Source organism: Nocardioides alpinus (assembly GCF_900112035.1).
In the GTDB taxonomy this organism is placed as follows: domain Bacteria; phylum Actinomycetota; class Actinomycetes; order Propionibacteriales; family Nocardioidaceae; genus Nocardioides; species Nocardioides alpinus.
The window spans coordinates 262,593-278,051 of record NZ_FOKC01000003.1 but is presented as its reverse complement, the minus strand read 5'-3'; the positions used below and the strand labels follow the sequence as shown (position 1 = coordinate 278,051).

Below are 15,459 nucleotides of genomic sequence, written 5' to 3'. Positions count from 1 at the left end.
TCATGAAGAAGATCGGTTTCCTCAACTTCGGCCACTGGACCGACTCGCCGCAGTCGGCGGTCCGCTCCGCGTCCGACACCCTGCTCCAGTCGATCGACCTCGCGGTCGCCGCCGAGGAGCTCGGCGCGGACGGGGCCTACTTCCGGGTCCACCACTTCGCGCGCCAGCTCGCCTCGCCGTTCCCGCTGCTCGCCGCGGTGGGCGCGCGCACCAGCCGGATCGAGATCGGCACGGGCGTGATCGACATGCGCTACGAGAACCCGCTCTACATGGCGGAGGACGCCGGCTCCGCCGACCTCATCTCCGGTGGCAGGCTCCAGCTCGGCATCAGCCGGGGATCACCGGAGCAGGTCATCGACGGGTGGCGCTACTTCGGCTACCAGCCCGCCGAGGGCGAGGACCAGGCCGACATGGCGCGTCGCCACACGGAGGTCTTCCTCCAGGTGCTGGAGGGCGAGGGCTTCGCCGAGCCCAACCCGCGCCCGATGTTCCCCAACCCGCCCGGCCTGCTGCGGCCCGAGCCGCACTCGCCCGGTCTCCGCGACCGGATCTGGTGGGGTGCCGCGTCCGACGCCACCGCCCGCTGGACCGCCGAGAAGGGCATGCACCTCATGTCCTCGACGCTCAAGGCCGACGAGACCGGCGAGCCGTTCCACGTCCAGCAGCGCAAGCAGATCGAGGTCTTCCGCGACGCCTGGCGCGAGGCGGGGCACGAGGGTGAGCCGCGTGTGTCGGTGAGCCGCTCCATCATGCCGATCACCACCGACCTCGATCGGATGTACTTCGGCCGCGAGGGCACCAGCTCCGACCAGTTCGGCCAGATCGAGGCCAACCTGCGCGCGGTCTTCGGCAAGACGTACGCCGCGGAGCCGGACATCCTGGTCAAGGAGCTCGCCGACGACGAGGCCGTCGCGGCCGCGGACACCCTGCTGCTCACGGTGCCCAACCAGCTCGGCGTCGACTACAACGCCCACCTGCTCGGGACCGTGCTCACCCAGGTGGCGCCGGACCTCGGGTGGCGCTGACCCGGACCTAGGGGGCGGCGGCCCGCAGCTTCTCGAGCAGCGGGCCCGCCGCCTCGGCGAGGAACCGGTCCTGCCCCTCGTCGCCGATCTGCACGAGCGCGACGTCGGTGAAGCCCGCCTCCCAGTAGGCGGAGACGGCGTCCACGACCGCGTCGAGGTCGGGCCCGCAGGGGATGGACCCGGCCACGTCCTCGGGCCGGACGTACGCCGTCGCGCCGGCGAACCCGGCGGGGGTGGGCAGGTCGGCGTTGACCGACCAGCCGCCACCGAACCAGCGGAACTGCTCGTGGGCGCGGGCGACCGCTGTCTCCCGGTCGGGATCCCAGCAGATCGGGATCTGGCCGACGGCGCGGGCGTCGCGGCCGATGCGCGGTGCACCCTCGACGTCGTTCCAGGACTCGATGATCTCGGCCTTGGGCTCGACCGCGACGAGGTGGTCGGCGAGGGGTGCGAAACGCTCGATGGCGCGGTCGCCCGCGACGGCCACGCCGATCTCGACGCCCTCGTCCGGCATGTCCCAGATGCGGGCGGAGTCGACCTGGAAGAACTCGCCCCGGTGGTCGGTGAGCTCGCCGGTGTGGAGCGCGCGGATCACCTCGATGGCCTCGCCCAGCATGTCCTGGCGCTGCGCGAGGGACGGCCAGCCGTGGCCGACGACGTGCTCGTTGAGGCTCTCACCGCTGCCGAGGCCGAGGGTGAAGCGGCCCTCGGCGAGGATCTGCAGGGTCGCAGCCTGCTGCGCCACGACAGCCGGGTGGTAGCGCAGCGTCGGGCAGGTCACGTAGGTCATCAGCCCGACCCGCTCGGTGGCGTGGGCGACCGCGCCCAGGGTCGTCCAGGCGTGGGGCGCATGTCCCTGCTCGGTCAGCCACGGTGAGTAGTGGTCGCTCATCACCTCGAAGTCGAAGCCGACCCGCTCGGCCGCGACGGCGTACGACACCAGCTCGCGCGGGCCGCTCTGCTCGGTCATCAAGGTGTATCCGAAACGCGTCATCCTTCGACCGTAGCCACGGCACGCGCGACGGCCACCACCCGCTCAGGTGAGCCCGGGCCTTGGCCGCCCTGCTTGTGTGGAGGGGACCGACACGACGAGGAGCAACGATGACGCAGGACAGCAGCAACGAGCAGGACCAGCCGACCGACCGGGACGGCAACGCGGGCCAGGTCTCCGAGGTCGCGGCCGGGGGATCAGGCCCCGAGGCGGTCAGCGCCGGCGACTCGGTGGCCGGTCAGCCGGACCAGGAGTCGGGCGAGGTGCAGGAAGGAGCCCAGGGCCCCAACGCGATCCCCGAGGACGAGACGGGCGAGCACCCGCACCAGACATGAGCAGCCCTGTGATCCTCGTCGTCGGTGCCGGACCCGGCGTGAGCGGCTCGGTCGCGCGCCGCTTCGCCGACGAGGGCTACGACGTCGCGCTGCTGGGCCAGGACCAGCAGGTCATCGACGACCTCGTGCCCGACCTGGAGGCGCGGGGTGCGACCGTCGGACATGCCGCCGTCGACGTCACCGACGAGCAGGCCGCGCGCGACGCCGTACGCCGCTTCGGTGAGCACACCGGCCGCATCGACGTGCTGCACTTCAACCCGAGCGCCTTCCGCGAGAAGGACCCGCTGACCCTGACGGTGGCCGAGCTGCTCGAGGACGTGGCGCTCGGTGTCGGTGCGCTGCTCACGGTCGTCCAGGCGGCGCGCCCGTTCATGTCGGACGGGGGCCGGGTCAGCGTCACCGGCAGCATCGCCGCCGACGACCCCTGGGAGGGCGCGGCCTCGCTCGGCGTGCAGAAGGCCGGCGTGCGCAACCTCGTGCACAGCCTCGACAAGACCTTGGCTGCCGACGGCATCCGGGCAGTGTCGGTGACCGTGCGCGGAGCCCTGTCCCGCGAAGGCGCCTTCACCCCCGACCGGGTCGCCGACGCGATCTGGGCGGCCGTCACCCGCGACGCGGGGGAGTGGTCGAGCGAGGTCCCCTACAGCGGGTGAGCGGTCAGCGCCTGCGACCCCACGCGAGGTAGGCGATCGGCCCGACGGGCTGCACCGACATCGCAGGGACCCACAGCGCCTTGGGGCCGCGCACCAGCTCGGCCGGTCGCTGCTTGAGGTCGCGCAGGCACCACGTGGTGACGGCGATCTCGACGATCGCGCTCACCACGACGATGTTCTTCTGGGTGGGGGTCATGTCGGACCACGACTTCTTCGCCATGGCAGCACGCTATCGCTGACCGCCGACGTCAGGCGCCGCGGATCCCGTTGAGCAGGAACCAGAAGACCAGCACCCCGACGAGGGCAGCCAGCAGTCCCCACCAGATCCCGGTCCGTGCACGTCGACTCGTGCTGTCGCCCTCGCGCGCCAGGGCGGGCAGCGCGACCGTGACCGCCGCCCCGGTCACGGCCATGGCGAGCAGCTGGACCGGGATGATCCAGCTGCCGGAGCTCTCGGCGTCGAAGAGGAACGCCGACACCGGGAGGCTCAGCATCCCCGCTGCGAGCAGGACGGCGATGCCGATGGCGCGCTGCACGGTGGGGGACATGCACCGACCGTAGTGCTCAGGCTTCCTTGGCCACCAGCGTCAGCACGTCGTACGTCGCCACGGGCTCGTCGTCGGCGTTGGCGACGAGCGCGTCCCAGCGCACCTCGCCGTAGTCGGCCGACGACCGCGGGGTGATCTGCTTGACGGTGAGCGTGACCCGGATCGAGTCCCCGGCCTTCACCGGCGTGAGGAAGCGCAGGCTGTCGACGCCGAAGTTGGCGAGCACCGGCCCAGGTGCCGGGTCGACGAAGAGCCCGGCCGCCATCGACACGATGAGGTAGCCGTGCGCGACGATCCCGCCGAACAGCGGGTTCTGGGCCGCCGCCGCCGGGTCGGTGTGGGCATAGAACGTGTCGCCGGTGAAGTCGGCGAAGTGGTCGATGTCCTCGAGCGAGATCACCCGCGGCTCGGAGGCGATGGTGTCCCCGACCTGCAGCGTCGCGAGGGAGTGACGGAACGGGTGCTCCGGCGTGATCGTGCGCTGCGAGCCGCGGGTCCAGCGGCCGGTGATCGCGGTGAGCATGTCGGGGGAGGCCTGGATCGCCGAGCGCTGCATGTGGTGCAGGACGCCGCGTACGCCGCCGAGCTCCTCGCCGCCGCCCGCGCGCCCGGGGCCGCCGTGGACGAGCATCGGAAGCGGCGAGCCGTGACCCGTGGACTCGGGCGCGTCGTCGCGGTCGAGGACCAGGATCCGGCCATGCCACGGTGCGAGGCCGAGCACGAGGGTGCGGGCGACGGCCGGGTCGTGGGTGACGACCGACCCGACGAGCGATCCCTTGCCGCGTGCGGCCAGCGTGACCGCGTCGTCGAGGGAGTCGTACGACATCACCGTCGACACCGGGCCGAAGGGCTCGACGTCGTGCGGCTCGACCGCACCCGCGTGGGCCCGGAGCAGCACCGGCGCCATGAAGGCGCCCCGCTCACCGTCCCCGGCGAAGCCGGTGGTCGCGGACGGGTCGCCGAGGACCACGTCGGCGGAGGAGCGCAGCGCCTCGACCGCCTTGCGGACCTCCTCGCGCTGACCGAGCGAGGCCAGGGGCCCCATCCGCACCGACTCGTCGCCGGGGTCGCCGACGGTGATCGTCGCGAGCTTGGCGCTGATGGCCTCGGTCATCTCGTCGGCGACGGCCGACGGCACGATCACGCGACGGATCGCGGTGCACTTCTGGCCGGCCTTGGCGGTCATCTCCGTGACGACGCCCTTGACGAAGAGGTCCCACTCGGGCTCGCTCGACGTGACGTCCGGGCCGAGCACGGAGCAGTTGAGCGAGTCGGCCTCGACCTGCAGCGTCACGCCACCGTGGAGCACCGAGGGGTGCTGGCGCAGGATTCCGGCGGTGTGCGCGGAACCGGTGAACGCCACCGAGTCCTGCACGCCGAGGTGGTCGAGCAGGTCGCCCGCCGAGCCGGACAGCAGCTGCAGCGAGCCTTCGGGGAGGATCCCCGACTCGATGATCCGGCGCACGACGAGCTCGGTGAGGTAGGCCGTCTGGCTGGCGGGCTTCACGAGCGAGGGGAGGCCGGCGATGAAGGCCGGCGCGAGCTTCTCGAGCATCCCCCAGACCGGGAAGTTGAAGGCGTTGATCTGCACGGCCAGTCCGGGCCGCGAGGTGTAGACGTGCTGACCGAGGAAGACGCCCGTGCGGCCGAGCTGCTCGAGGTCGCCGTCGCACACCACCGTGTCGTTGGGCAGCTCGCGGCGCCCCTTCGAGGAGAAGCTGAACAACGTCGCGAAGCCGCCGTCGATGTCGATCATCGAGTCGCGCCGCGTCGCCCCGGTGCGCAGCGACAGGTCGTAGAGCTCGTCCTTGAGGCCGGTCAGGTGGGTGGCCAGGTCCTTGAGCAGCAGCGCGCGCTCGTGGAACGTCATCTCGCGGATCGCGGGCCCCCCGACCGTACGTGCGTGGTGGGCCATCGCGCCGAGGTCGAGACCCGCGCTCGAGATGCGCGCGACCTCCTCGCCCGTGGCGGCGTCGAGCAGCGGGTCGCCCTCGGCGGGTGCGGCGTACCAGCGGCCGGCGGCATAGCTCTCGAGCAGACGGGTCACGGGGTTCCCCTTGGGATCGTCGGGTGGATCGTAGGACATGTGCAGGCCGGTGTTTGCGTGCCAGAGTGACGGGTGACACACTAATACCAGACCGATCGGTCAGTAAATGTGGAGGCAACACGGATGACCCTCACCGAGACCCCGCTCGACGCCGGCACCCAGGCCGACCTGGAGAGCCACTTCGAGGCGACGATCGCCCGCAACGACCGCATCGAGCCGCGTGACTGGATGCCCGACGGCTATCGCAGGACCCTCGTGAGGCAGATCGCGCAGCACGCGCACAGCGAGATCATCGGCATGCAGCCCGAGGGCAACTGGATCTCCCGCGCGCCGAGCCTGCGCCGCAAGGCGATCCTGCTCGCCAAGGTGCAGGACGAGGCAGGTCACGGGCTCTACCTCTACTCCGCGGCCGAGACCCTCGGTGTCTCCCGGCTCGAGCTCACCGAGATGCTGATCTCCGGTCGGCAGAAGTACTCCTCGATCTTCAACTACCCGACGCTGTCCTACGCCGACGTCGGCAGCATCGGCTGGCTCGTCGACGGCGCCGCGATCTGCAACCAGGTGCCTCTGTGCCGCACGTCCTTCGGCCCGTACGGCCGCGCGATGATCCGCGTCTGCAAGGAGGAGTCCTTCCACCAGCGGCAGGGCTACGAGCTGCTGACCACGATGATGCGCGGCACCGACGAGCAGCGCGCAATGGTGCAGGAGTCGGTGGACCGCTTCTGGTGGCCGGCGCTGATGATGTTCGGCCCGCCCGACGCCGACTCGCCCAACACCGCGCAGTCGATGGCGTGGGGGATCAAGCGCAACACCAACGACGAGCTGCGCCAGAAGTTCGTCGACATGTCCGTGCCGCAGGCCGAGGCCCTCGGCGTGACGCTGCCCGACCCAGACCTCGCGTGGAACGACGAGCGCGCCCACTACGACTTCGGCCAGCCCGACTGGGACGAGTTCATGCAGGGGGTCAAGGGCAACGGTCCTTGCAACGCCCAGCGGCTGGCCCACCGCCGCCGCGCCCACGAGGACGGCGCCTGGGTGCGGGCCGCGGCGACGGCCTTCGCCACGAAGGAGGCCACCGCATGAGCAACCTCTCCGCCGAGGGCGGTCACGGAGCAGTTCCGCTGGCAGGCGTGCCCACCGGGGTCGACGTCCCGGCACCCGAGCCCGAGTGGCCCCTCTACGAGGTCTTCGTCCGCGGCAAGCGCGGCCTCAACCACGTCCACGTCGGCTCGCTGCACGCCGCCGACGACCGGATGGCGCTGCTGCACGCCCGCGACGTCTACACCCGCCGCAACGAGGGCGTCAGCATCTGGGTGGTCCGCGCCGACGCCATCACCGCGTCGAGCCCGGACGAGAAGGACCCGATGTTCGCGCCGAGCGGCGACAAGGTCTATCGCCACCCGACGTTCTACGACATCCCCGACAACGTCCCTCACATCTGAACACCCCACGACGTTCTTCCTCCCCCGCTGCGCTCCTCCAGAACAACGCCGCGGGGACCCCGTTCCCTCCGACGATCGGCGGCCAGAGCTGATGCCAGATCACGTACACACCTCCGCAGAGGACGAGCACGACAGCGCCTACGCCGGGCTGCTCGTCAATGACGCCCACTGGGCCTTCGGCACCGACTTCGAAGACCCGCTGGCCGGCGTCGACACCACCATCCCCGAGGGGATCGACGCGCCCACGCTGGCGGCGTACGCCCTGATGCTGGGCGACGACTCCCTCGTCATGTCGCACCGGATCGCGGAGTGGACCAGCAACGCCCCCGACCTCGAGGACGACATCGCGCTGTCCAACATCGCGCTCGACCTCCTCGGCCAGTCCCGGTTGTTGCTCGCCCGGGCCGCGAAGGCCGACGACTCCGTGGTGCCGGCCCTGCCCGAGGGCTCGCCCGCGCCGCCGGAGGATGCGCTGGCCTTCTTCCGCGAGGCGCACGAGTTCCGCAACGTGCGCTTTGCCGAGGTCGTCAACGGTGACTTCGCCGAGGCGACCGTGCGGGTGCTGCTGTTCTCGGTCTGGCGGCTGGCGGTCTGGGAGCGGCTCCGCGCCAGCACCGACCACGTCCTGTCCGCTGTCGCGGTCAAGGGCGTCAAGGAGCTGACCTACCACCGCGACTACGCGGCCCGCTGGTTCGTCACTCTCGCCCAGGGCACCGAGGAGTCCCGCTCCCGGTTGCTCGCGGCGCTCGACGAGCTCTGGCCGCTGTGGCCGGAGCTGTTCGACACCCACCCCGTCGAGGCGGCCGCCGCCGCGTCCGGTGTCGGGGTCGATCCGGCGACCGTGCGTGAGGCGGCGGAGGCGGTCCTCGACCAGGTCCTGACTGCCGCCGACGTGCCCCGGCCCGAGGTCGCCCGCCGCTCCGGCGTGCTGGGTCGCACCGGGCGCGACGGCATGCACGGCGAGGCACTGAGCCGGATGCTCGCCGAGATGCAGTCCGTGGCCCGCGCCCACCCGAGGGGGCAGTGGTGAGTGTCCGCACGTCGCGGCGTCCTCTCGACCGGGCCCGGTCCGTCGCGGAGCGCGTCACCGACCCCGAGCTCCCGATGCTCACCCTGGCCGACCTCGGCGTCCTGCGCGACGTCGACGTGGTGGGCGACTCGCACGTCGTCGTCGACATCACCCCGACCTACTCGGGCTGCCCCGCGATGGCGGCGATGCGCGACGACCTCGTCCGCGAGCTGCAGGCTGCGGGCTTCGACCGGGTCGAGGTGCGCGTCAGCCTCCACCCCGCCTGGACGACCGACTGGATCACCCCGGCCGGACGGGCCGCGCTGCTCGCGGCGGGCATCTCGCCGCCGGGTCCCGCGCCTTCCACACACGGCCCCATCCCGCTCACGCTGCTCCCCACGGCCCGCCAGGTCCGCTGCCCGCAGTGCGACTCACCCGCGACCGAGCTGGTCTCGGAGTTCGGGTCGACGTCGTGCAAGGCGCAGTACCGCTGCACGACCTGCCTCGAGCCGTTCGACCACCTGAAGGAGATCTGAGGCCATGGCCACGGCCTTCCACGAGCTCACGGTCCGTGACGTCCAGCCGCTCACGGACGACTCGGCGGCCGTCACCTTCGACGTGCCCGACGACCTGCGCGAGCTCTTCGCCTTCGAGCCGGGCGAGTCGCTGACGCTGCGACGGGTCGTCGACGGCGTCGAGCACCGCCGGACGTACTCGATCTGCGCGCCCGCCGGCGCCGCACCGCGCATCGGCGTGCGCGCCATCCCCGGTGGGATGTTCTCCTCCTGGCTGATCCACCAGCTCGCGCCGGGCGAGACGGTCGAGGTCGCAGCCCCGTCCGGGAGCTTCCGCGCCGAGCCGGCCCTGCCCGGACGCCACCTGTGCATCGCCGCCGGCTCCGGCATCACGCCGATGCTGTCCATCGCAGCCTCCGTGCTGGCCAACCCGGCGAGCACCGTGACGATGCTCTACGGCAACCGCGAGACCACCTCGGTGATGTTCGCCGAGGAGCTCGGCGACCTCAAGAACCTCCACGGCCCGCGCTTCGACCTCGTCCACGTGCTGTCCCGTGAGCCCCGCGACGTCGAGCTCTTCTCGGGTCGCCTCGACGCCGCCCGGCTCCGTCGGCTGCTGCCGATCAAGGTGGCGCTGGACGCCCTCGACCACGTCTGGCTCTGCGGCCCGCTGGGCCTGATCGAGGACTCCCGCACCGTGCTCGAGGAGCTCGGTGTGCCGTCGGAGAAGATCCACTTCGAGCTCTTCTTCGTCGACGAGCCGCCGCCGACCCTGCGCCATGCCGACCGCGTGGTCGAGGGCGTGACCAGTGACGTGACCGTCGTGCTGGACGGACGTACGACGACGACGGCGATGGCGCGCGACGCGACGCTCCTCGACTCCGCGCAGGCCGTGCGCAGCGACCTGCCGTTCGCCTGCAAGGGCGGGGTCTGCGGCACCTGCCGCGCCAGGGTGGTCGACGGCGAGGTGGAGATGGTGCGCAACTACGCCCTCGAGCCCGCCGAGGTCGCGCAGCAGTTCGTCCTCACCTGCCAGTCCTTCCCGGTGAGCGACGCCGTCACCGTCGACTTCGATGCTTGAGACCGCCCACGCGATGTGGGCCGCGGACCGGGCCAGCGCGATGCTCGGCATGGAGGCCGTCGAGGTTGCACCGGGGCGCGGGACGGTCTCGATGGTCGTGCGCCCCGACATGGTCAACGGCCACGACCTGTGCCACGGCGGGGTGATCGCCAGCCTCGCCGACTCAGCCTTCGCCCTCGCCTGCAACTCCCACGGACCGGTGGCGGTCGCGGCGGGGTTCACCATCGACTTCCTGCGGCCGGGACGGCTCGGCCAGACGTTGTACGCCGAGGCCCGCGAGGTGTCCCTCCGCGGCCGGTCCGGGCTCTACGACGTGACGGTGCGTGCCGACGACCCGGAGACCGGCGAGGTCATCGCCGAGTTCCGCGGTCGGAGCCGGAGCCGGAGCCTGCCGGACCGGGGAGAGCCCCGTGCGTGAGGCCGTCGAAGGCCAGCGCGGCCAGCGACGCGGCGAGGGCGTCCTCGTCGACGTCCGGGCGGACCCACTCGACCAGCGAGTTCACCATCCCGAAGAGCAGCCGGCTGATGACCAGCGGGTCGAGGTCGTCGCGCAGGACGCCCTCGTCGACGGCCTGGCGGACCATGTCGGCGAGGCGCTCGTCGATCCCGCGTCGCCGGGCCAGGGCGGCCTTCTCGACCGGGGTGTTGCCGTGCACCCGCAGCAGCAGGGTCACCGCCGGCAGGTGGCGTACGAGCACGGTGACGCTGCTGCGCACCACCTCGCGCAGACGTTGCTCCGCGTCGAGCCCGTCGGACGCCGCCACCGTGTCGAGTGCCGCCGTGAGCGCGTCGAGGGCCTCGTCGATCGCGCTCTGGAGCAGGTGCTCCTTGCTGGGGACGTGGTGGTAGATGGCCGACTTCGTCAGTCCGAGCTCGCGCGCCACGTCGCCGACGCTGGTCGCGTCGTAGCCCTGCCGGTTGAAGAGGTCGACCGCCACGCGCAGCACGTCGCGCTGGTCGTGACCGGGACGACCGCGGCGCCCGGCGCCCTCCGCCCTCGCTGTCATGACAGACACCTTCCCACGACCGATCTCCCGACCGATCTCCCGACCGATCTCCCGACCAGGAGGACCACACCGTGCTCGACCTGACTCCCCGGCCCGGCGACCTCGACCCGATCGAGACCGCACCCGTCGAGCAGCTGCGGGCCCTCCAGCTCGAGCGACTGCAGTGGTCGGTCCGGCACGCCTACGACCAGGTCGCCCACTACCGCGCCGCCTTCGACGAGGCCTCGGTGCACCCCGACGACATCCGGTCGCTCGACGACCTCGCCCGGCTGCCGTTCACGACCAAGGCGACGCTGCGCGACCACTACCCGTTCGGGATGTTCGCGGTGCCGCGGGAGGAGGTCGTACGACTCCACGCCTCGAGCGGCACGACCGGCAAGCCGACCGTCGTCGGCTACACCCGCGACGACCTCGACATGTGGGCCGACGTGGTGGCCCGCTCGATCCGCGCAGCCGGCGGCCGGCGCGGGATGATCCTGCACAACGCCTACGGCTACGGCCTGTTCACCGGCGGCCTCGGCGCCCACGCCGGTGCCGAGCGCCTCGGGTGCACGGTCGTACCCGTCTCCGGAGGGATGACGCAGCGCCAGGTGCAGCTGATCCTCGACTTCGAGCCCGACATCATCATGGTCACGCCGTCCTACATGCTCTCGATCATCGACGAGCTCGAGGCCCAGGGCGTCGACCCGCGCTCCACCTCGCTCAAGGTCGGCATCTTCGGCGCCGAGCCGTGGACCAACGACATGCGTCGCGAGGTCGAGGAGCGGATGGACATGCACGCCGTCGACATCTACGGCCTGTCCGAGGTCATCGGGCCCGGCGTGGCGAGCGAGTGCGTGGAGACGAAGGACGGCCTCCACATCTGGGAGGACCACTTCTACCCCGAGATCATCGACCCGGTCACCGGCGAGGTGCTGCCCGACGGGGAGGAGGGCGAGCTGGTCTTCACGACGCTGACCAAGCAGGCGATGCCGGTCATCCGCTACCGCACCCGCGACCTCACCCGGCTGCTGCCCGGCACCGCGCGCACCATGCGGCGGATGGAGAAGATCACCGGTCGCACCGACGACATGATGATCCTGCGCGGGGTCAACCTCTTCCCCACGCAGATCGAGGAGATCGTGCTCGGCCTGCCGGCGCTCTCGCCGCACTTCCAGTGCCACCTCGACCGCAGCGGCAACCTCGACACCCTGACCGTCCGCGTGGAGCGCCGGGAGGCCACGACGCCGCAGGAGGCGGCCGCTGCGCAGGCCGAGCTCACCCAGCGGATCAAGGATTCGATCGGGGTGAGCGTCGCCGTCGACGTCGTGGAGGTGGCGTCGATCGAGCGGTCGGTGGGCAAGATGCGGCGCATCGTGGACCACCGGCCGCCGCGCTGAGCCACGCCGTCGGCGGACAATTGCCCCCATCGCCCACGCGGGGGTTACAGTGGGTGCAGCGTCCCGACGCCGTGCCGCATTGATCAGCCATGATCCACCGGCCACGACCACGACGCCTCGCTCCAACCTCTACGCCGTGGTGTGCAGGTCAGCGCCGACCCAGGCTCGCCTGCTCCGCGACGCGTACCCAGTCCCGGAGGACCCCTTGGCCCAGCGCCAGCGATCACGCGGCAACCGCCGCACCCCCGCGCACGCCCGCCACAAGGACAACGAGGGCATCGTGCCGGTCCTGGCCCGGGCCGTGCGCGAGCTCGAGTCGGCCGTCCAGCGAGGTCCGCTCGCACCCGGCCAGCGGGTGCGCTTCCAGGTCGTCGCGCTGCTGGCGCGCGAGCACCGCACGGACGTACGCGCCTCGACCGAGCTCACCGACGCCCAGAAGGCCGACGAGCTCAAGCGCCTCGACGGCATCGCGACGATCCTCGCCAAGACCGCGACCCGCGATCCCTCCCTCTTCGGGCTGCTGTCCGAGGAGTCCAGGGTCACCGACAGCGCCCGCGACCTGCGCCTGGAGCTGCTGCGCAAGGCCGGCATCGAGACCGTCCCCGACGAGCCCAAGCCCGACGACGAGTCCGGCCCCGGCCTCCTCGAGCGCAAGGTCATCCCGCAGTCGGTGATCCAGCACCAGCTCGCCAACCCGTTCCTGGTGCCCGACTTCGACATCGGCAACGAGCGCCGCAGCACCCACGGCCGGCTGGCCACCTGGGAGCTGCTCGGCCCGCTGTTCCGCTCCTTCGAGCTCGGCGGCTCGTCGTCCTGCATGGCCCTTCCCGAGGCGACCTCGCTCAAGGCGCCCGGCAAGCTCGAGCTGATGCCCCACCAGGCCCGGATGATCGAGTCCGCCGCCGAGGGCCACCGCACGTTCCTGCTCGCTGACGAGCCCGGCCTGGGCAAGACCGCCCAGGCGCTGCTGGCCGCGCAGGCCGCCAACGCGTTCCCGCTGCTCGTGGTGTGCCCCAACGTCGTCAAGACCAACTGGGCCCGCGAGACCGAGCGTTGGATCCCGCGTCGCCGCGCGACCGTGATCCACGGCGACGGCGACCAGGTCGACGCCTTCGCCGACGTGATCATCGTCAACTACGAGATCCTCGACCGGCACGTCGGCTGGCTCGGCGAGTTCGGCTTCCGCGGGATGGTCGTCGACGAGGCGCACTTCATCAAGAACAAGACCTCGCAGCGCTCGCGCCACGTGCTGGAGCTCTCCGAGCGGCTGCGCGCCCGGACGGCCCGCCCGCTGCTGATGGCCCTCACCGGCACGCCCCTCATCAACGACATCGAGGACTTCCGCGCGATCTGGCAGTTCCTCGGCTGGATCGACGACCGCAAGCCGATGCCGCGCCTGATGGAGTCGCTCGAGGAGACCGACCTGACCCCGGCCGACCACTCCTTCTACCCCGCGGCCCGCAAGGCCGTGATCGACATGGGCATCGTGCGTCGTCGCAAGGTCGATGTCGCCGCCGACATCCCGGCCCGCCGCATCGCCGACATCCCCGTCGAGCTCGACGACGAGGACGCCCGCTCGATCCGCTCGGCGGAGAAGGAGCTCGCCCGTCGGCTCGTCGAGCGCTACAAGGCCGCGCTGGAGACCCGTCGTACGGGCTCCGTCGTCGACGGCATCGACCACGAGCTCGTACGCCGCGTCGCGACGTGGGAGCGCGAGGAGATGGACTCCGGCACGTCCGGGGAGAACGTCTTCTCGATGTTCCGCCGCATCGGCCGCGCCAAGGCCGGCCTGTCCGCCGACTACGCCGCCCAGCTGGCGCGCAACGTCGGCAAGGTCGTCTTCTTCGCCCGCCACATCGACGTCATGGACGTCGCCGAGGACACCTTCACCCGCCGCGGCCTCAAGCACGTCTCGATCCGTGGCGACCAGTCGGCCAAGGCGCGCGAGAAGGCCATCACGTCCTTCGTCAACGATCCCGACGTGCAGGTCATCGTCTGCTCGCTGGCCGCCGCCGGCGTCGGCGTCAACCTCCAGGTCGCCTCCAACGTCGTGCTCGCCGAGCTCTCGTGGACCGACGCCGAGCAGACCCAGGCGATCGACCGCGTCCACCGCATCGGCCAGAGCGACCCGGTCACCGCGTGGCGGATCATCGCCGCGCAGACGATCGACACCCGGATCGCGGAGCTGATCGACTCCAAGGCCGGCCTGGCGGCGCGCGCGCTCGACGGCTCGGACGAGGAGGTCTCGTCCTCGGCCAACATCCAGACCGAGGCCCTGGTCGCGCTGCTCACCGACGCGCTGGAGCGCGAGCTCGGCTGACGGCTCACCCCTGGGGACCTTGGCCCCTTGTCCTGCCCCGGCCGACCCGGTAGGCAGGAGGCATGAGCGAAGACCGCGAGACCTACGGCGACCTGTCCGTCGACGACGAGGACCAGCTGCAGCCGGGGGACACCCTGGACGACGGTGACCTCACCGACGTGCTGGATCGTGGCTACTCGCCGCCGGACCACCCGCCGAAGGGCTACGAGGACTACCCCACCGAGGCCGAGCGCCTGCAGGGGGAGTCCCTCGACGAGAAGCTCGCCGAGGAGGAGCCCGACGTCGACCCCTACGCCGAGGAGGAGGCCGACCTGGACTCCGACCGCGAGGACGAGAACGCCCTCGACGAGCAGCTCGGACTCGACGAGGCCGATGCCCGCTCGGGCCGCCTCGTGCAGCCCGACTCGGGTCTCGGCGCGGATGTCGACTCCCAGGAGCTCGCCACCGACGTCGGCATCGACGGAGCCGGTGCGTCCGCCGAGGAGGCGGCCATGCACATCACCCGGGAGCCGGAGCCGCCGACCGGCTGATCGCTGCCCGGTCCTACTCAGGGATGCCCGGCCCCACGACCTCGAGCCCGTAGCGCGGACCGACCTCGCCCCATCGAGGCAGCTCCTCCTCGGGTGCCAGTCCGTCAGCGCCCGGCAGCCGTCGCTCGCGCGCGGGGATGCCGACCTCGTCGTAGAGACCCATCAGCCCGCCCGGCGCGGTGAAGGCCACGAACCTGGCGGGCGAGGTGCCACGGATCCGGAACGCGTGCGGCACCGACCGCGGCAGCCAGATGAAGCAACCGTCGTCGAGCTCGTACGTCTCGTCGCCGGCGCGATAGCTCACGTGACCCTCGAGGACGAGGAACGCCTCGGCCTCGTGCGTGTGCCGGTGCAGCGGGGTCGCGATGCCCGGTGGCTGGGTGACGAGGGAGACGCCGAGCAGCCCGTCGGTCTCCTCCGCCCCGACGAGGTGCTCGAAGAGGGAGCCCATGGCCCACGTGGCCGCACCCTCGCCGGGACGGCGTACGACGACGCCGGTGGAATCGTCAGCGGTAGGGGAGCCGACCATGACACGACCTCGATTCATCCGAAGACGCTTCGGATGAATGTAAGGTAC

General features: G+C 71.5%; 18 protein-coding genes. 12 read left to right on the top strand and 6 right to left on the bottom strand.

The window, feature by feature from the left end:
* Positions 1 to 2: 2 nt before the first annotated feature.
* Complete coding sequence (locus BM127_RS09090; RefSeq protein WP_091197601.1) at positions 3 to 1,025, top strand: LLM class flavin-dependent oxidoreductase; 1,023 nt, start codon at positions 3 to 5, stop codon at positions 1,023 to 1,025.
* Between the two features lie 7 nt (positions 1,026 to 1,032).
* On the opposite strand, the gene BM127_RS09085 is transcribed toward BM127_RS09090, so the two are convergent.
* Positions 1,033 to 2,019 carry a TIGR03557 family F420-dependent LLM class oxidoreductase gene (locus BM127_RS09085; RefSeq protein ID WP_091197598.1) on the bottom strand — a complete coding sequence of 329 codons (987 nt, stop codon included), beginning with the start codon at positions 2,017 to 2,019 and terminating at the stop codon, positions 1,033 to 1,035.
* Between the two features lie 107 nt (positions 2,020 to 2,126).
* Here BM127_RS09085 and BM127_RS09080 point away from each other — a divergent pair, with 107 nt between their 5' ends.
* Both BM127_RS09080 and BM127_RS09075 read left to right on the top strand, forming a co-directional pair.
* Entirely contained in the window at positions 2,127 to 2,351 is a 225-nt protein-coding gene (locus BM127_RS09080; RefSeq protein ID WP_091197596.1) for a hypothetical protein, read from the top strand.
* Entirely contained in the window at positions 2,348 to 3,004 is a 657-nt protein-coding gene (locus BM127_RS09075; protein ID WP_091197593.1) for an SDR family oxidoreductase, read from the top strand. Before BM127_RS09080 ends, BM127_RS09075 begins: the two co-directional genes overlap by 4 nt.
* Positions 3,005 to 3,008: 4 nt before the next feature.
* Here the strand turns inward: BM127_RS09075 and BM127_RS09070 are convergent, their stop codons facing one another.
* The 3 genes from BM127_RS09070 to paaZ are packed head-to-tail and all read right to left on the bottom strand — an operon-like array spanning position 3,009 to position 5,599.
* On the bottom strand, positions 3,009 to 3,224 hold the full coding sequence (locus BM127_RS09070) for a PLDc N-terminal domain-containing protein (protein WP_091197592.1): 216 nt from the start codon (positions 3,222 to 3,224) through the stop codon (positions 3,009 to 3,011).
* Positions 3,225 to 3,252: 28 nt separating this feature from the next.
* Positions 3,253 to 3,552, bottom strand: coding sequence for a hypothetical protein (locus BM127_RS09065; RefSeq protein ID WP_091197590.1), 300 nt, complete (start codon positions 3,550 to 3,552; stop codon positions 3,253 to 3,255).
* A 16-nt stretch (positions 3,553 to 3,568) separates the two neighbouring features.
* Positions 3,569 to 5,599, bottom strand: a complete 2,031-nt coding sequence (gene paaZ, locus BM127_RS09060; protein WP_091197587.1) for a phenylacetic acid degradation bifunctional protein PaaZ — start codon at positions 5,597 to 5,599, stop codon at positions 3,569 to 3,571.
* Between the two features lie 123 nt (positions 5,600 to 5,722).
* Between paaZ and paaA the strand changes: the two genes are divergently transcribed.
* The 6 genes from paaA (at position 5,723) to paaI (ending at position 10,064) form a co-directional block, all read left to right on the top strand.
* Positions 5,723 to 6,682, top strand: a complete 960-nt coding sequence (paaA, locus tag BM127_RS09055) for a 1,2-phenylacetyl-CoA epoxidase subunit PaaA (RefSeq protein ID WP_091197585.1) — start codon at positions 5,723 to 5,725, stop codon at positions 6,680 to 6,682.
* Positions 6,679 to 7,041: a 1,2-phenylacetyl-CoA epoxidase subunit PaaB gene (gene paaB, locus BM127_RS09050; RefSeq protein WP_091197583.1), complete on the top strand. Its 363-nt coding sequence runs from the start codon at positions 6,679 to 6,681 to the stop codon at positions 7,039 to 7,041. Before paaA ends, paaB begins: the two co-directional genes overlap by 4 nt.
* A gap of 91 nt (positions 7,042 to 7,132) precedes the next feature.
* Complete coding sequence (gene paaC, locus BM127_RS09045) at positions 7,133 to 8,071, top strand: 1,2-phenylacetyl-CoA epoxidase subunit PaaC (RefSeq protein WP_091197580.1); 939 nt, start codon at positions 7,133 to 7,135, stop codon at positions 8,069 to 8,071.
* Complete coding sequence (gene paaD, locus BM127_RS09040) at positions 8,068 to 8,586, top strand: 1,2-phenylacetyl-CoA epoxidase subunit PaaD (RefSeq protein ID WP_231263343.1); 519 nt, start codon at positions 8,068 to 8,070, stop codon at positions 8,584 to 8,586. Before paaC ends, paaD begins: the two co-directional genes overlap by 4 nt.
* Positions 8,587 to 8,590: 4 nt before the next feature.
* Positions 8,591 to 9,646, top strand: a complete 1,056-nt coding sequence (paaE, locus tag BM127_RS09035; protein ID WP_091197577.1) for a 1,2-phenylacetyl-CoA epoxidase subunit PaaE — start codon at positions 8,591 to 8,593, stop codon at positions 9,644 to 9,646.
* Positions 9,639 to 10,064, top strand: a complete 426-nt coding sequence (gene paaI / locus BM127_RS09030) for a hydroxyphenylacetyl-CoA thioesterase PaaI (RefSeq protein WP_091197575.1) — start codon at positions 9,639 to 9,641, stop codon at positions 10,062 to 10,064. The genes paaE and paaI overlap by 8 nt, the downstream gene beginning before the upstream one ends.
* On the opposite strand, the gene BM127_RS09025 is transcribed toward paaI, so the two are convergent.
* Entirely contained in the window at positions 9,997 to 10,653 is a 657-nt protein-coding gene (locus BM127_RS09025; protein ID WP_091197573.1) for a TetR/AcrR family transcriptional regulator, read from the bottom strand. The genes paaI and BM127_RS09025 overlap by 68 nt on opposite strands.
* Before the next feature lie 71 nt (positions 10,654 to 10,724).
* Here BM127_RS09025 and paaK point away from each other — a divergent pair, with 71 nt between their 5' ends.
* The 3 genes from paaK to BM127_RS09010 all read left to right on the top strand — a co-directional run bounded on the left by paaK (position 10,725) and on the right by BM127_RS09010 (position 14,882).
* Positions 10,725 to 12,032 (top strand): phenylacetate--CoA ligase PaaK, encoded by a 1,308-nt coding sequence (gene paaK, locus BM127_RS09020; protein WP_091197571.1) that lies wholly within the window; start codon positions 10,725 to 10,727, stop codon positions 12,030 to 12,032.
* Between the two features lie 205 nt (positions 12,033 to 12,237).
* Complete coding sequence (locus tag BM127_RS09015) at positions 12,238 to 14,352, top strand: DEAD/DEAH box helicase (RefSeq protein WP_091197568.1); 2,115 nt, start codon at positions 12,238 to 12,240, stop codon at positions 14,350 to 14,352.
* A 62-nt stretch (positions 14,353 to 14,414) separates the two neighbouring features.
* Entirely contained in the window at positions 14,415 to 14,882 is a 468-nt protein-coding gene (locus BM127_RS09010; RefSeq protein ID WP_091197565.1) for a DUF5709 domain-containing protein, read from the top strand.
* A gap of 13 nt (positions 14,883 to 14,895) precedes the next feature.
* On the opposite strand, the gene BM127_RS09005 is transcribed toward BM127_RS09010, so the two are convergent.
* Positions 14,896 to 15,429: a cupin domain-containing protein gene (locus BM127_RS09005; protein WP_091197562.1), complete on the bottom strand. Its 534-nt coding sequence runs from the start codon at positions 15,427 to 15,429 to the stop codon at positions 14,896 to 14,898.
* Between the last annotated feature and the right edge of the window lie 30 nt (positions 15,430 to 15,459).

Bases quoted from the DNA above. Each gene is read 5' to 3' on its own strand.
- paaE (WP_091197577.1), top strand. From the start codon at position 8,591: ATGGCCACGGCCTTCCACGAGCTCACGGTCCGTGACGTCCAGCCGCTC.
- BM127_RS09075 (WP_091197593.1), top strand. From the start codon at position 2,348: ATGAGCAGCCCTGTGATCCTCGTCGTCGGTGCCGGACCCGGCGTGAGC.
- BM127_RS09025 (WP_091197573.1), bottom strand. From the start codon at position 10,653: ATGACAGCGAGGGCGGAGGGCGCCGGGCGCCGCGGTCGTCCCGGTCAC.
- BM127_RS09090 (WP_091197601.1), top strand. From the start codon at position 3: ATGAAGAAGATCGGTTTCCTCAACTTCGGCCACTGGACCGACTCGCCG.
- paaB (WP_091197583.1), top strand. From the start codon at position 6,679: ATGAGCAACCTCTCCGCCGAGGGCGGTCACGGAGCAGTTCCGCTGGCA.
- BM127_RS09080 (WP_091197596.1), top strand. From the start codon at position 2,127: ATGACGCAGGACAGCAGCAACGAGCAGGACCAGCCGACCGACCGGGAC.
- BM127_RS09065 (WP_091197590.1), bottom strand. From the start codon at position 3,552: ATGTCCCCCACCGTGCAGCGCGCCATCGGCATCGCCGTCCTGCTCGCA.
- BM127_RS09070 (WP_091197592.1), bottom strand. From the start codon at position 3,224: ATGGCGAAGAAGTCGTGGTCCGACATGACCCCCACCCAGAAGAACATC.
- paaA (WP_091197585.1), top strand. From the start codon at position 5,723: ATGACCCTCACCGAGACCCCGCTCGACGCCGGCACCCAGGCCGACCTG.
- paaI (WP_091197575.1), top strand. From the start codon at position 9,639: ATGCTTGAGACCGCCCACGCGATGTGGGCCGCGGACCGGGCCAGCGCG.
- BM127_RS09085 (WP_091197598.1), bottom strand. From the start codon at position 2,019: ATGACGCGTTTCGGATACACCTTGATGACCGAGCAGAGCGGCCCGCGC.
- paaC (WP_091197580.1), top strand. From the start codon at position 7,133: ATGCCAGATCACGTACACACCTCCGCAGAGGACGAGCACGACAGCGCC.
- BM127_RS09010 (WP_091197565.1), top strand. From the start codon at position 14,415: ATGAGCGAAGACCGCGAGACCTACGGCGACCTGTCCGTCGACGACGAG.
- BM127_RS09005 (WP_091197562.1), bottom strand. From the start codon at position 15,429: ATGAATCGAGGTCGTGTCATGGTCGGCTCCCCTACCGCTGACGATTCC.